Consider the following 14,362-nt stretch of genomic DNA (forward strand, 5'->3'; position numbering starts at 1 on the left):
GCCGGCGCTTGATCTGCGTTGGTTGCGGGGTTTGCTTACGCGTTAGCGCGGATTTTCCCTACGGCGACATGGGCGCACTCATTAGAGGCAGGTGACGGAGGGTATGTCGGTTTCGGGGTGGTCCGCAGGGGTACCGACCAACGGTCGGTAGCTACCGGGGTATCCGTTCGTGACGCAGGGCGGCCCGCCGGTGAGCGGGCCGCCCTGTCCGCTATGGATTCACGAAGGCGATCTTTTTCATATGCGCGTTGTTGGCCGCAGCCAACACCTTGGCCATCACGTCGTACTCGGCATTGGGATCGGTGGCGATGCGCAGTTCGGGAACGTTACCCGTATTGGCCTGGGCGGCGTCCTGCATGCGCTGCTGCAGCGAGGCGACGGCGACCTTCTGGCCGTTCCAGCTGACCTGGTTGCTGGCGTCCACGCGCAGTTCGATCGGTTGTGGCGGCGTGTCCGGCGGCGTGGTGGTCCGTTGCGGCAGGTTGACCGGGATGGGCAGGGACACCATCGGGGCGGTCACGATGAAGATGATCAACAGCACCAGCATTACATCCACCAACGGGGTGACGTTGATGTCGGCCAGTGGTCCGGAGTTGCCTGCTGCGCTGAATGCCATGGTGTGGGTCCTTGTTGATGGGTTCCTGCGGGCCGGCCAACGGCCGGCGCTACCGTTTCGTTTGAGTCTCCTTGGCCATCGGGCTGGCAGCTTTGACACTACGCCGCGCCGGGGCGCCTGTTCAGGGGGGTGACGGGTTTCGTTCATGATCGAGTTGGCTTGTCATCACCGGCGTTCACCCCTGCCCGCTATCCTTTCGGCATGAACCGACTCCCCCTGTTGATCCTCAGTTCCGCCACCCTGCTTGCCTGCGCCGGGGTAGGCGCCGATGCGGGCGCCCAGAGCCTGGACGCGCAACGCGCGCAGATGAAGGCGGCCATCGAGAATGCCGAGCGCGGCCAGTTCGATCCTGCCCAGGCGGTGGCGCTGAGCCGGCACCCGCTGTATGGGTGGCTGGAGTACGCCAACCTGCGCCGTAACATCGATACGGTCACCAGTGGCCAGGCACAGGACTTCCTGAAGCGCTACAACGGCCAGGCCGTGGCCAGCAGCTTCCGCAACGTGTGGCTGCCGTCGGTAGCCCGCCGCGAGGACTGGCCCACCCTGCTGGCCAACTGGGCCCCCACCGAGAACGTCGGCCTGCGCTGCGCCCAGCTCAATGCGCGCCAGGCCACCGGCAAGGCCGATGCGCAGTGGGTGAGCGAGGCGCAGGCGATCTGGCGCAGCGCCGGCAAGTCGCTGCCCGATGCCTGCGACCCGGTGTTCGCGGTATTGGATGCCAAGGGCGGGCTGAGCGCGGAGCTCCGCTGGGAACGTATCGATGCCGCCGCCGATGCACAGCAGCCGGCGGTGATGCGCAGTGCCGCCCGCGGGCTGCCGACTGCCGACCTGGCGCTGGCCAACACCTACGCGGCCTTCGTCGACAAGCCCAATGCCAGCGCGTTGAACTGGCCGCGCAACGAACGCAGCCGGCGCATCGCTACCGATGGCCTGGCCAAGCTGGCCAAGGCCGACCCGGACGCGACCGAGCAGCAACTGCCGCAGTACGCCAACGCGCTGCAGCTGAGCGCGGCCCAGCAGGCGGACGTGAAGTACCAGATTGCGCTGTGGACGGTGGCGTCCTATGGGCCGGATTCCGCGCGCCGGCTCAACGCAGTGCCGGATTCGGCCTATGACGAGCGCCTGCACGAATGGCGCGCGCGCGAGGCGATGTCGCGGGGCGACTGGCCGGCCACGTTGGCGGCGATCCGCAAGATGGGCCCGACCCAGCGCAGCGACTCGCGCTGGCGCTATTTCGAGGCACGCATGCTGGACAAGACCGGCAAGCGTGCAGAGGCACAGCCGCTGTACAAGGAAGCGGCACGTTCGGCCACCTTCCACGGCTTCCTGGCTGCTGACCAGCTGGGCCAGAGCAGCTACACCCTGTGCCCGATCGAGCCCAGCGACAGCAAGCAGGCACAGGCCGCCGTTGCCCGCGACCCGGCGATCATGCGCGCGATGGAGCTGTTCAAGATCGAACGTTCCAGCTGGGCCGTGGCCGAGTGGAACGACGCACTGACCCGCTTGGACACCACCCAGCGCCGCATCGCGGTGGAAGTGGCGCGCGACAACGGCTGGTTCGACCGCGCGGTGTTCTCGCTGGGCAAGAGCCCCGAGGAGCAGCGCCTGTACAGCCTGCGCTTCCCGCTGCACCACGACGATGCGATCCGCCGCGAATCGGCACGCAACGCGATCGACCCGGCCTGGGTGGCCGCTGAAATCCGTGCTGAAAGCATCTTCAACCCGAAGGCGCGTTCGCCGGCCAATGCGATGGGCCTGATGCAGGTGCTGCCGGCTACCGGTGCAAGCGTGGCCAAGACGATCAGCCTGACCAACTATGGCGGTGCGGCCAGCCTGTATGACGCCGACACCAACATCGCCATCGGCACCGCCTACCTGCGCCAGCTGATGAACAAGTACGAAGGGCTGCCCTACGTGACCATTGCGGCGTACAACGCCGGGCCAACCCCGACCGCGCGCTGGCAGTCGCAGCGGCCGGGCTTCGACCCGGACATCTGGATCGAGACCATCAGCTACAAGGAAACCCGTGAGTACGTGGCACGGATCCTGGCCTTCAGCGTGATCTACGACTGGCGCTTGAACGGCGACGCGCTACCGGTGACCGACCGCATGAACGGGCGGCTGCAGGCGAAGCGGAAGGCGTTCACCTGTCCAACCGACGCAGAAAAGGGCGGCGATTGAACACGAGCGACCCACGGACGCATCCGGCACGGGAACGACGACTGCAATCACCCCGGGGAACGCCGTGGCATCATTCCCCCATGAAGATCTATCTCGTTGGTGGCGCCGTGCGCGACCGCCTGCTGCAGCGCCCCGCCGGCGACCGCGACTGGGTGGTGGTCGGCGCTACCCAGCCCGAAATGGAAGCACTGGGCTACAAGGCGGTGGGCAAGGATTTCCCGGTATTCCTGCATCCGGACACGGGCGAGGAATACGCGCTGGCGCGGACCGAGCGTAAATCCGGGCGCGGTTACCGCGGCTTCGTGGTCGATGCCGATCCATCGGTGACGCTGGAAGAAGACCTGCAGCGCCGCGATTTCACCATCAATGCCATCGCCTGCGATGAAGCCACCGGTGCACTGGTCGACCCGTATGGCGGCGTCCGCGACATCGAGCAGCGTGTGCTGCGGCATGTGGGCCCGGCCTTCGTGGAGGATCCGCTGCGGGTGCTGCGGGCGGCGCGTTTCATGGCACGCTTTGCACCGCTTGGCTTCACCGTCGCCCCGGAAACCCTGCAGCTGATGCGGCAGATCGCCGAAAGCGGCGAGCTGGATGCACTGGTGCCCGAACGTGTCTGGCAGGAACTGCGCCGCGTGCTCGGTTCCGCGCAACCCTCGGCGTTCCTGCGTACCCTGCACGAGGCCGGTGCGTTGGGCGCGGTGCTGCCGGAACTGGAGGCGCTTTACGGGATACCGCAGCGCGCCGAGTACCACCCGGAAGTGGATACCGGCGTGCACCAGGAGATGGTCAGCGACATGGCCGCGCAGCTGGCACCGGGCGATGACCTGGTCGGCTTTGCCGCGCTCACCCATGACCTGGGCAAGGCGCGGACGCCGGCGGCGGAATGGCCGCGCCATGTGATGCATGAGCAGCGCGGGCTGAAACCGCTGCAGGCGCTGTGTGATCGGTTGAAGGTGCCGCTGGACCACCGCCAGCTGGCCGAAGCGGTATGCCGCGACCACCTCAACGTGCACCGCATCGACGAACTGCGTGATGCCACGGTGCTGGAATTGCTGGGACGTTGCGATGGCTTCCGCCGGCCCGAACGGATCGCCAGGATCGCGCTATGCTGCGAAGCCGACGCGCGTGGCCGGCTCGGCTTCGAGGATCGGCCTTACCCGCAAGGTGAAACGCTCAAACGCCTGCACCAGGCAGCGCTGTCGGTGCAGGCGCGCGACCTGGATCTCGCGCATTTGAAGGGCGCTGCGGTCGGCGAAGCGCTGGCCCAGGCCCGCATCAAGGCAATTGCCGCAGCCCGGGGGTAGGGTCCGTTTCGCAGCTAGAAGTCGAACCGCATGCCGATGTTGCCTTCGATGACCTTGCGCTCCTTCTGCTGGCTGCTTTCCAGGTCGCGGGTGTAATCGGCGACCGCAAACGCACTGACGTTGGCATTGAAGCGCGCCACCACGCCGAACCCGACCTCCAGCGCGCGTGAATCCTGCTGGTTGGTGATGCGGTTGCTGTCGAAGTCGATGCGGTCTTCGCCATCGAGCGTCTGCCAGTAGTTGAGCTTGAAGTACGGCTGCCAGCCGTTACCGGCGATATCGTAGTCGGCGGCCAGGCGCAGGCCGACGCGCCCGGTCCAGGCATTGTCGGCGGCAAAGCGCAGCTGCGCGACGCGGTCGGCGGCGTCGTCCACCGAGGTACGTTGCCAGATGAGCTGCGCCTGCGGTTCCAGCCACCACGCCGACTGCCCCATGCGCAGCAGCGGCTTGCCCACTTCCACCGACGCGGTGGTGCCGTCGCCGTCCACGTTGATGCCGAGGCCGCGTGCGGACGTGGCGTCGCCGTCGTAGCGGCTCTGCATCACCACCACGTCCAGGTAGCCACCGGCACTGCCGGCGCGCGTCCAATACAGGCCCACGTGCTTGTCATCCACGCGGGTACGCCCCACCGCGACATTTTCCCAGCCGATCGCAAAGCCATGGACGTTGCCCTGCGCGCGGGTGCGGCCGACGAACACGCCGAATTGATCGCGGTGGCTGTCGTCTGCATTGGCATACAGGTCCAGGCCCGCCTGCACGCCCTGGATGTCGCCGTCGAAGCCGGGCTGGGCGTCGCCTTCCCAATGCTGATCGTGGCTCTGCCCGACCAGCCGTGCCCACGCGGCACGAACGCCGCCCTGCCCGGCGAGGATGCGCTGCTCCCCCTGGCGCTCGTGGAAGGTTCCCAGGCTGGCCAGGCTGGCTTCGCGCAACAGCGGTGGCACCACCGAGTACAGGCCGGTCTCCAGGCGATACAGTGGCACGATGTCCGCGTCGGATGCACGCGCTCCGGGCGTCGGCGGCACCGCCAGCGGACCGGGCACGGCGGCTACCTCGGTTGGCACGGGCGGCGGCACATCGTCCTGGGGCGCAGGCACCGGGGCCGGGGCGGCCGGTTCCGGCGGCGGCGCAGGTTCTGCGGCCAGGGGATCAGGATTCTCGGGCACATCCGGCGAGGCGGGCGGCGGCAGCGCAGGCGGGGGCGTCCCCAGCGCCTCCGGCGGCGGTGGCTCAGGTGTCACCGAGCCCAGACCGGTCGGCGGCGCAGCGCGTCCAGCGACCGCACCATTGACCAGGGTCGAACGCAGATACCAGTTCTCGCCACTCCCTGCGCTGACGCCACCCTTGAACAGGAAATACTCGAACGCACCGGCAGCTACCGGGCTGTACAGCGCGAAGGCATTGGCACTGGTGCTGGCGCCGTTGATGGCCTGCACCACCAGGATGCCGTCGGCGACCGTTTCAGCACCCGCGCCGCCCGCGTTGAGGATGCCCACGCCGGTGGTGCCATCGGCAATGCCGTTGGAGATCACCAGCCGGTCCGATGCGGAATCGTCCGCGCCCAACACCGTGTCCAGGTACAGGGCACCGCCGTTGCCGGTGTAGTTGCCGGCGATGGTGAAGGCATCGCCGGCGCCGTGGCCGCCATTGGTCAGGTCGATGCGCCCGGCATTGGTCACGTCCACCGGCAGCGCCGCGTTGATCGCGGCAATGCTGGCGTTGATGCCGCCGGCGAACAGCGCGCTGGTGGCGTCCACGTCGAGCGTGCCGGTGCCGGTGGCGCTGTCGCCCAGGTGCAGGTCGCCATCGAAGGTCAGCTGGGTGTCGTCGTGCAGCCCGACCGTTTCCCACCCGGTGAAGCGGGCGACGCCATTGGTCTTGACGTTGTCCATGCTGAGCGTGTCGTTGCCCAGGTCGCCGTCGAATCCAGGCAGCGCCCCCAGATGCGAGACATTGAGGTTGGCAAGGCGGGCGGTATCGTTGCCTTCGCCGAGATCGATCAGGCCATGCACCACGCCGCCACCGCTCCAGTCGAGGCTGTCATCGCCGACGCTGAGGCGGATTTCGCCGCGCACGGTGCCCCCGGTGATGGTGACCTTATCGGTGCCGCCGCTGACGCTGATGTTGCCGCCGATGTAGCCGTCGGACAGCACGATCGTGTCGTTGCCGAAGCCGGCGACCAGGTTGCCGTCGATGGTGCCGCCGGACATCAGGAAGGTGTTGTTATCCAGCTTCATGTTGACCCGGCCGATCCGCCCGCCGGACATTTCGGCGTAGTCGCCGTCGTCGAACGCGCCGACGATGCGGCCGTCGCTCATGTAGAAGGTATCGCGTGAATCACTCTGCAGCAGCGCACCGATGCTGCCACCGGTCATCCTGAAGCTGTCGATGCCCGACCCCTGCAGCACGGTGCCGGTGACCGTGCCGTCGCTTATCTCGAAGCTGTTCTGGCCGCCGCCCTGGTCGACGCCGCCATTGATGGTGCCGCCGCTGATGAGCATCGAATCATCGCCATCACCCTGCCGCACGTCGCCACCAATACTGCCGGCAAGCATCTCCAGACGATCGTTGCCGGCGCCAAACACGATCCCGCCGGTGGTACCGCTGATCACACCGCGATTGACCACCCGGGTCGCGCCGGTCAGGAGCATGGCGGTGCCTGCCGAGGTGGTGATGCTGCCGTCGTTGGTGACGGTGTGCCCACTTCCGCCCTGCAGGGTGAGCGCACTGCCGCTGGCCACGGCAAGCTCGGCACCGGACCCGACGTTGACGTTGATGTTGTCCGAACCGGCCACGCTGGTCACCGGCGTGGTGACCGGATTGGGGGCCGCGCTGGTGCAGGTAACCGTCTGCCCTGCAGTGGGCGCGGTGGTGTTGCAGGCCGCCCAGACCGGTGCGGTGGTGGCCAGCAGGATGCTGCTGCAGGCAAAGCGCAAGCTGCGCGAGATGCCTGCCGCCAGCCGGGAGCGTGGCGGAATCTCATTCATGGGGCGCATAGACCGTTCCTTTTCCAATGAAGGGAAATACGGTTGCCGATGCGTCCCCCGTAACCAACGCAGACCGACGCTGGTACTTTTACTGGCCTGATGTGAGGTGAAGGTAAAAATTGGGCGGTTTTCGGACAATCGTCAGAATATTCCGCGCATTCATATTTTCAGATACACCCGCCGGCGATCCAATGCCCACGCGCCCCCCCACCAGAACAGGACAAATCCGACCGCGCACAGCAGCGACGCCAGTTCCGGCATCGCCGGTAGCGCCCTGGCCAGCGCGGCGTAACACGCCGCCCAGGCACCACTGGCGATCAGCACCAGTGCCATCACCGACGAGCCCAGGTAGGCGGCAATCGCATTGACTCCGAAGCGGCGGCCCAGCGCCGGCCAGTGGTAGCGATCAACCAGCAGGTGTGCCAGCAGCAGCGCGGCGATGGACAGTCCGCCGGTCCAGAGCACGTAGCTGGGCGTCCACAGGTTCTTGTTGAAGGGCAGCACCGGTGCCAGCAGCAGGCCGCCACCCAGCAGCACCAGGCCAAGGCCGGCCAGCGCGCCCACGCTGCCGGCACGCAGCCAGCGGCCGGCAATCAACCCCAGCAGCGTGGTGGCGATCGCACCCGCGCTGCTGAGCAGGCCTTCGGGGTCATGGCCGAGCCGGGTGATGGCGTCGTACCTGTAGAGGAACGGGGCGAACAATGCGGTGTCGGCGCGGCTGACCGGGTTGAGCCACGGCTCCAGCGTGTCGGCGCCCCGCAGCAGCGCCGCATAGGCTAGCAACAGGCCGCCCAGCACCCACCACTGGGTGCGCTGGCGGGCGTGGATGGCCAGCATGCCCACCACCGCCACGCACAGCGCAATCCGCTGCAGTACGCCCCAGATACGATAAGCAGGCAGGTCGAACAGCCACCAGGCCAGTACATGCAGCAACGCACCGGCGAGGAGGATGCGCAGCGCGCGTTGCAGCAACGTGCGCCCCAGGGCCGGGCGCGCGGTTGGATCGGCCGCGCGTGGCACGAGGCTGAAGGCCATCGACACGCCGGCAATGAACAGGAACAACGGGAAGATCAGGTCAGTGGGCGTGAAGCCATGCCACTCCGCATGCAGCAGCGGCGCATACACATGGTTCCAATCGCCGGGGTTGTTGACCAGCAGCATGGCGGCCACGGTGAGGCCGCGCAGGGCGTCGATGGAGCCCATGCGCGAAGAGGCGGCAGTGTTCATGCGTCCTCGCGCTGGCCGGCAATCCACGTGGCGCGCACCTGCAGCGTATCGTCGAGCAGCACCAGGTCGGCCTGGTAGCCCTCGGCGATTTCACCCAGGCGATCATCCACGTTGAGGAACTGCGCCGGATAGCGCGAGGCCATCCGCGCCGCTTCTTCCAGCGACAGGCCCAGCAGCTGCACCGCGTTGCGCACGGCAGTGGCCATGTCCAGCGCGGAACCGGCCAGCGAACCGGCCGCGTTGCGCACCACGCCATCCACGGCGGTGATCACTTCACCGTAGAGTTCGTAACTGGGGTTGTCGGCGCCTACCGGCGGCATCGCATCGGTAACCAGCATGACTTTGCCCTGCGGCTTGGTCGCCAACGCCACGCGAAGGCTGGCCGGGTGCACGTGCACGCCGTCGGCGATGATGCCCACCCAGCTGCCGCGATCTTCCAGCGCCGCGCCCACGGCACCGGGTTCGCGCCCGGTCAGCGGCGACATCGCGTTGTACAGATGGGTAAACCCACGGATGCCGGCATCCAGCCCGGCGCGCGCTTCTTCATACGTCGCGGCGGTGTGCCCGGCGGCGACGATCACGCCGCGTTCGACCAGTGCGCGGATGCTGTCCAGCGGCACCCGTTCCGGGGCGAGGGTCAGCAGGGTCACGCCCGTGTCGAGCGAGGCCGCCATCGCGATTTCGTCCGCATCGGGTACGCGGAACTTGTTCGCATCGTGCGTGCCCTTGCGCGCCGGTGCGATGTACGGGCCTTCAAGGTGGATGCCGATCACCCCCGGCACACCCTCGGCAATGGCCTGCCGGATGGCGTCGATCGCCTTGCGCATCACCTGCACGTCGTCGCTGATCAGCGTGGGCAGCAGCGCGGTGGTGCCGAAGCGGCGGTGCGCGGCGGCCAGCGTGCGCAGGCTCTCGACGTCGGGCGTGTTGTTGAACAGCACGCCACCGCCACCGTTGACCTGCGCATCGATGAAACCGGGCAGCAGCCAGCCGCCGCCCAGGTCCACCTGCTCCGATGCGCCGCCCAGTTGCGGCGCGGCATCGGAGACCAGCGCGGTGATGCGCCCCCCCTCGATGACCACGGCCAGGTCATCGCGGAAACCGTCGGTGGTGAGGATGCGGGCATTGCGCAGGACGGTCTTCATCAGACGGTCTCCGTAACCTTGTTCAGGTGCGGCGGCAGATCGGGATTGTGGCCACGCTGCAGCGCCAGGGCGTTGATTGCCTTGTAGAACGCCTGCACGGTCAGCAACGGTGCGCAGGCCGGGTGTGGCGCCTGCGGCAGCGGCAGGTCGCCATCCGTTGCGGCCAGCCACACCTGCGCATCGCGCGCGGCGAACTCGGCGGCGACCGCACGGGTGCCCGCGCCGGTTTCATCGGGCTGGGCGAAGGCCAGCACCGGAAAGCCGGGGCCGATTAGTGCCATCGGACCGTGCTTGACCTCGGCCGAGCTGTAGGCTTCGGCGTGCAGGCCACAGGTTTCCTTGAACTTCAGCGCCGCTTCCTGCGCCGCGCCCAGGCCCAGGCCACGACCGACCACGAACAGATTGTGCGCCGGCACCAAGCCGTTGGTCAGTGCGGACCAGTCGCTGTTCCAGGCCTGGCGCAGTGCATCGGGCAGCGTGCGCAGCGACGCGATCAGCCCGGCGTCCTGGCTCCAGTACGCCACCAGCTGCAGGATCGCCGACAGCGAGGCGAGGTAGCTTTTGGTGGCCGCCACGCTGCGCTCGGCGCCAGCGCCCAGCGGGATCACGGTCTCGGCCAGCTGCGCCAACGGCGAATCTTCCACGTTGACCAGCGCCACGACGCGTGCACCGGCCGCGCGCGCCGCTTCGGCGTTGCGCAGCAGGTCCGGGCTCTTGCCGGACTGGGAAATGACGATGTACAGCGCACCGCGCAGCTGCAGCGGCGCTTCGTATACCGAACCCACCGACGGCGACGCTGAGGCGGTAACCAGGCCCAGCCGGGTTTCCAGCAGGTACTTGGCGTAGGTGGCGGCGTGGTCGGAACTGCCGCGCGCGCAGGTCACCACGAACGGCGGCGGTGCCGCGCGCAGGGTCGCAGCCAGCGTCTGCACCGTCGCTTCGTTGCGCGCGAACTGCGCGGCGATCACGTCGGCCGCTTCGGCGGCTTCGCGGAACATCAGGGTGTCGTGCGGGGCTGGCAGGGACATGCGGGGCTCAGGTGGTTTCAGGGGGGGAGGGCCGTGCGCCAAGCGGCCGCATCGGGGCGGTGGAACCGCGCACGACCAGCTGCGGCACGAAACCCTGGTTCTGCAGCTGCAGTGGCGCGTCGTCGTACGCGTCGCTGCGCAGCTGCGCGATCAACAGGCGCGCGGCATGCCGCGCGATGTCTTCGGTGGCCTGCTTGGCGGTGGTCAGCGGTGGCCACGACTGGCGCGAGAACGGGCTGTCCTCGAAGCCGGCGATGGACAGGTCATAGGGCACGTTCATGCCGGCCGACTTGGCCGCAGCCAGCACGCCTGCGGCGATCTCATCGTTGGAGCCGAAGATCGCGGTGGGCGGTTCGCGCAGCGCCAGCAGGCGACGTGCGCCCCGGAAGCCATCGTCGAAGGTGTAGTCGCCCTGCACCACCAGGTGCTTGTCCACGGTCATGCCGTAGTCGCGCAGCGCGGCTTCGTAACCGGCATGGCGTTCGCCGCTGGAACGGTGCGAGGAGCCGCCCCAGAGGAAGCCGATGCGCTGGTGGCCGAGCTGGATCAGGTGTTCGGTGATTTCGTAGGCGGCCTCGCGGTCGTCCACGAACACGCACGCGCCATCCTCCGGATCGGCGGTGGCGGCGATGATGCGTACCAGCTTGATGCCACGCGCGGTCAGCGCGGCGACCAGGTCGCGGCGTTCGGACATCGGCGCGGTCAGCACCAGCCCGGCCAGGCGCGAACGCTGCACCCAGTCGGCGAGTTCTTCGGCCAGCATCGGCGAACTGGAATCGCAGGGATGGATCTGCAGCCCGAAGCCGGTCTCGCGGCAGGCAGCAAGCACGCCGTTCTGCACGCCGATGATGTGGTACGGGTTGGGGTTGTCGTACACCAGCCCGATCACCAGCGTGGTGCCGGTGCGCAGGTTGCGTGCGGCCGGATCGGGCTCGTAGTCGAGCTCGGCGATGGCGCGCAGTACGCGCGCGCGCGTGGCCTGCATGACCGACGGTTCGTTGTTGATGACGCGCGAGACGGTCTTCAACGACACCTTGGCCCGTTCGGCGACGTCCTTGATGGTCGCTCTACGCATGCTCTTTTCCTGGCTCACCGGTTGGGCGTCCATGATCGCCGATCACTGCCCGTCGCGGGGCAGGCCGACCCGGTGGCCGCGCAGGGAATAGAACAGGATGTACAGGTAGCACGGCACCATCAGGCCCGCGAACACCCACTGGAAGTCGAAATGCTGCTTCAGCACCGCGAACGCCTGCGGGATGATCGCGCCACCGGCGATGGCCATGACCAGCAGCGCCGAGCCGGTTTCGGTGAAGCGTCCCAGGCCACGGATCGCCAGCGGGAAGATCGCCGGCCACATCATGGCGTTGGCAAAGCCCAGCGCAGCCACGAAGCCCACCGAGACATAGCCGTGGGTGAACAGCGCGCCGATGCAGAACAGCACGCCCAGGCTGGCCGAAATGCTCAGATAGCGCGACTGCGACACCATGTGCGGGATCAGCGCCAGGCCGGCCAGGTAACCCACCAGCATGGCGAACAGGGTAATGGAGGTGAACAGTTTGGTCTGGTCCAGCGGCAGGCCGAAGCCGTGCCCGTAGGTGCCGATGGCATCACCGGCCATCACTTCCACGCCCACATACACGAACAGGCACAGCACGCCCAGCCACAGGTGCGGGAACTGGAAGATGCTGGTGCGCTCTGCAGCGCCCGGCGCCCGCGCCGGCGTTGCGTTGGCTTCGGCGGTCTTGATTTCCGGCAGCGGCGAGAACAGCACGCCCACCGCCAGCACCACCAGCAGGCCGGCCATGGCCATGTACGGCATCTGGATCTTGGCCGCGAAGGTATCCAGCAGCGCGTTGCGGGTCACCGGATCGGCACTGGCCACCTGCTCGGACAGGTCGCCGATGCCATGCAGCACCAGCGTACCGATCAGGAACGGGGCGATCATGCCGGCGATCTTGTTGCAGATGCCCATCAGCGCGATGCGCCGTGCAGCGGTTTCGATCGGGCCGAGGATGCTGATGTACGGGTTCACCGCCGTCTGCAGCAGGGCCAGCCCGCTGCCGATGATGAACAGGCCACTGAGCGCGCCCGGGTACCAGCGTTGCTGCGCGAAGTGCGCGAACACCACCGCACCGGCGGCCATCACCAGCAGGCTCAGGCTGAGGCCCTTCTTCATGCCGGTGCGCTTGAGGATCCACGAGGCCGGCAGCGCCAGGAAGAAGTACGACAGGTAGAACACCATCAGCACCAGGAAGGCGCCGACTTCGTCCAGCTCGAAGGCCAGCTTGACGAAGGTGATGAGCGGGCCGTTGAGCCAGGTGAAGAAGCCGATCAGGAAAAACAGCACCCCGATGATGAGGATCGAGGTGGCCACGCTCGAACGCGCGGAAGCAGCAGGCACTGCGGACATCTGGAAGGCTCCTGCATCGACGGCGCGCGGGCGGCGTCGGAAGAGTGGCTGGGAACAACGTTGTCACATTTATTCGACGGGCCACCCGACTTTGTCAACACGTGGTTTCGGCGCACGTCGCGGAAAACCCCATGCTGCACCTGCGCAGAAACCCCGCAACGGCCCGCCACGCCTTCACATCCCCACTGATTGCAACGGCTTTACGAAATCTTGACGGCAGTGGAGTGAAAACGTTTTCCTGTGACGCAGCTCGCTGCGGCGCAGCATCGAAAGTGTGAGGTTATCGTTGACATCGTTGTCAGAACGATTACAGACTCCGCTCAATCGCCGGGTCCAGACCTGGCCGTACGTATCCCAAGGGAGCCCGTGTGACCGCAGCCGCCCACGCCGTACCGGCCCATGCCCCCGCCGCGAAGCCGCCGCCGTTCCTGGCTGCCGACGTGGGCGGCACGCACGTTCGCGTGGCCCGTGCCCAGGCCAGCCAGGACCCGGCCCATCCGGTCCAGCTGCTCGAATACCGCAAGTTCCGCAATGCCGACTACGCCGGCCTGAGTGCGATCCTGCAGGCCTTCATCGCCGACGGCGAGCGCCCCGCGCATTGCGTGGTGGCCACCGCCGGGTATGCCCGCGAAGACGGTACGGTGATCACGGCCAACGTGCCGTGGCCGTTGTCTGCCCGCCAGATCGAAGCCGACCTGGGCCTGGAAGCGGTCTATATCGTCAACGACTTCGAGGCCGTGGCCTACGCCGCCGCCCAGGTCGATGCCAGCGGCGTGCTGCAGCTGACCGGCCCGGCAACCGCCCCGCGCGGCCCGACCCTGGTGGTCGGCCCCGGCACCGGCCTGGGCGCTGCAGTATGGATTCCGACCGCGCAGGGTGCGGTGGTGCTGGCCACCGAAGCCGGGCAGCCGACGCTGGCGGTGAGCACCGAGCTGGAAATGGCGATCGTGCGGCAGATGCAGCGCGAGCTTGCGCACGTATCGGTCGAACATGCGCTGTCCGGCCCGGGCCTGATGAACCTCTACCGCGCGCTGTGCGCGATCGAAGGCCAGCCGGCCGTGCTGGCCACGCCCGATGCGATCACCGCCGCAGCCGTCAGCAACCAGGACGTGCTGGCCCGCCAGAGCCTGGAAGTGTTCTGCGGCCTGCTCGGCAGCACCATCGGCGACATGGCGCTGCAGTACGGCGCCCACGGTGGCGTGTACCTGGCCGGCGGGATCCTGCCGCAGATCCGCGAATTCCTGTTGAACAGCACCTTCGTCTCCCGGTACCTCAACAAGGGGCCGATGCGCGAGGCGCTGGAACGCATTCCCGTGAAGGTGGTCGAGCACGGGCAGCTGGGCGTCATCGGCGCCGCCAGCTGGTACCTCGGCCGCACGGACGCTTTTTGAAAGGTAGGTAGGTCGCGCACCGGCAACGGTCGCTGGGCAAGGTCGCACGCATCGCAAACCGCACGCCGTCGCT

10 protein-coding genes are annotated in these 14,362 nt (G+C 67.6%); 3 read left to right on the forward strand and 7 right to left on the reverse strand.

Going from position 1 to position 14,362, the window contains the following annotated elements; genetic code table 11:
• Positions 1 to 211: 211 nt before the first annotated feature.
• The gene (locus tag J7J08_RS04845; RefSeq protein ID WP_214902063.1) at positions 212 to 616 is read right to left on the reverse strand and encodes a biopolymer transporter ExbD; all 405 of its coding nucleotides are present in this window, start codon (positions 614 to 616) and stop codon (positions 212 to 214) included.
• Positions 617 to 817: 201 nt separating this feature from the next.
• Between J7J08_RS04845 and J7J08_RS04850 the strand changes: the two genes are divergently transcribed.
• Positions 818 to 2,797, forward strand: a complete 1,980-nt coding sequence (locus tag J7J08_RS04850; RefSeq protein WP_214902065.1) for a transglycosylase SLT domain-containing protein — start codon at positions 818 to 820, stop codon at positions 2,795 to 2,797.
• Positions 2,798 to 2,877: 80 nt separating this feature from the next.
• Positions 2,878 to 4,101, forward strand: coding sequence for a multifunctional CCA addition/repair protein (locus J7J08_RS04855; protein ID WP_214902067.1), 1,224 nt, complete (start codon positions 2,878 to 2,880; stop codon positions 4,099 to 4,101).
• 14 nt (positions 4,102 to 4,115) lie between these two features.
• Here the strand turns inward: J7J08_RS04855 and J7J08_RS04860 are convergent, their stop codons facing one another.
• From J7J08_RS04860 to J7J08_RS04885, 6 genes are all read right to left on the reverse strand, one after another.
• On the reverse strand, positions 4,116 to 7,097 hold the full coding sequence (locus tag J7J08_RS04860) for an autotransporter domain-containing protein (RefSeq protein ID WP_251006419.1): 2,982 nt from the start codon (positions 7,095 to 7,097) through the stop codon (positions 4,116 to 4,118).
• 150 nt (positions 7,098 to 7,247) lie between these two features.
• The gene (locus J7J08_RS04865) at positions 7,248 to 8,315 is read right to left on the reverse strand and encodes a heparan-alpha-glucosaminide N-acetyltransferase domain-containing protein (protein ID WP_214902072.1); all 1,068 of its coding nucleotides are present in this window, start codon (positions 8,313 to 8,315) and stop codon (positions 7,248 to 7,250) included.
• Complete coding sequence (nagA, locus tag J7J08_RS04870) at positions 8,312 to 9,460, reverse strand: N-acetylglucosamine-6-phosphate deacetylase (RefSeq protein WP_214902075.1); 1,149 nt, start codon at positions 9,458 to 9,460, stop codon at positions 8,312 to 8,314. Before nagA ends, J7J08_RS04865 begins: the two co-directional genes overlap by 4 nt.
• Positions 9,460 to 10,488 (reverse strand): SIS domain-containing protein, encoded by a 1,029-nt coding sequence (locus J7J08_RS04875; RefSeq protein WP_214902079.1) that lies wholly within the window; start codon positions 10,486 to 10,488, stop codon positions 9,460 to 9,462. The genes nagA and J7J08_RS04875 overlap by 1 nt, the downstream gene beginning before the upstream one ends.
• 7 nt (positions 10,489 to 10,495) lie before the next feature.
• Positions 10,496 to 11,563, reverse strand: a complete 1,068-nt coding sequence (locus J7J08_RS04880) for a LacI family DNA-binding transcriptional regulator (protein WP_214902082.1) — start codon at positions 11,561 to 11,563, stop codon at positions 10,496 to 10,498.
• 42 nt (positions 11,564 to 11,605) lie between these two features.
• Positions 11,606 to 12,898 carry a sugar MFS transporter gene (locus tag J7J08_RS04885; RefSeq protein ID WP_214902085.1) on the reverse strand — a complete coding sequence of 431 codons (1,293 nt, stop codon included), beginning with the start codon at positions 12,896 to 12,898 and terminating at the stop codon, positions 11,606 to 11,608.
• A gap of 368 nt (positions 12,899 to 13,266) precedes the next feature.
• Between J7J08_RS04885 and J7J08_RS04890 the strand changes: the two genes are divergently transcribed.
• A complete protein-coding gene (locus J7J08_RS04890) occupies positions 13,267 to 14,289 on the forward strand; it encodes a glucokinase family protein (RefSeq protein WP_214902088.1) in 1,023 nt (340 codons plus the stop codon).
• The last annotated feature ends 73 nt before the right edge of the window (positions 14,290 to 14,362 follow it).

Origin of the sequence: Stenotrophomonas sp. ISL-67, assembly GCF_018612915.1 — a bacterium.
Taxonomy (GTDB): Bacteria; Pseudomonadota; Gammaproteobacteria; order Xanthomonadales; family Xanthomonadaceae; genus Stenotrophomonas.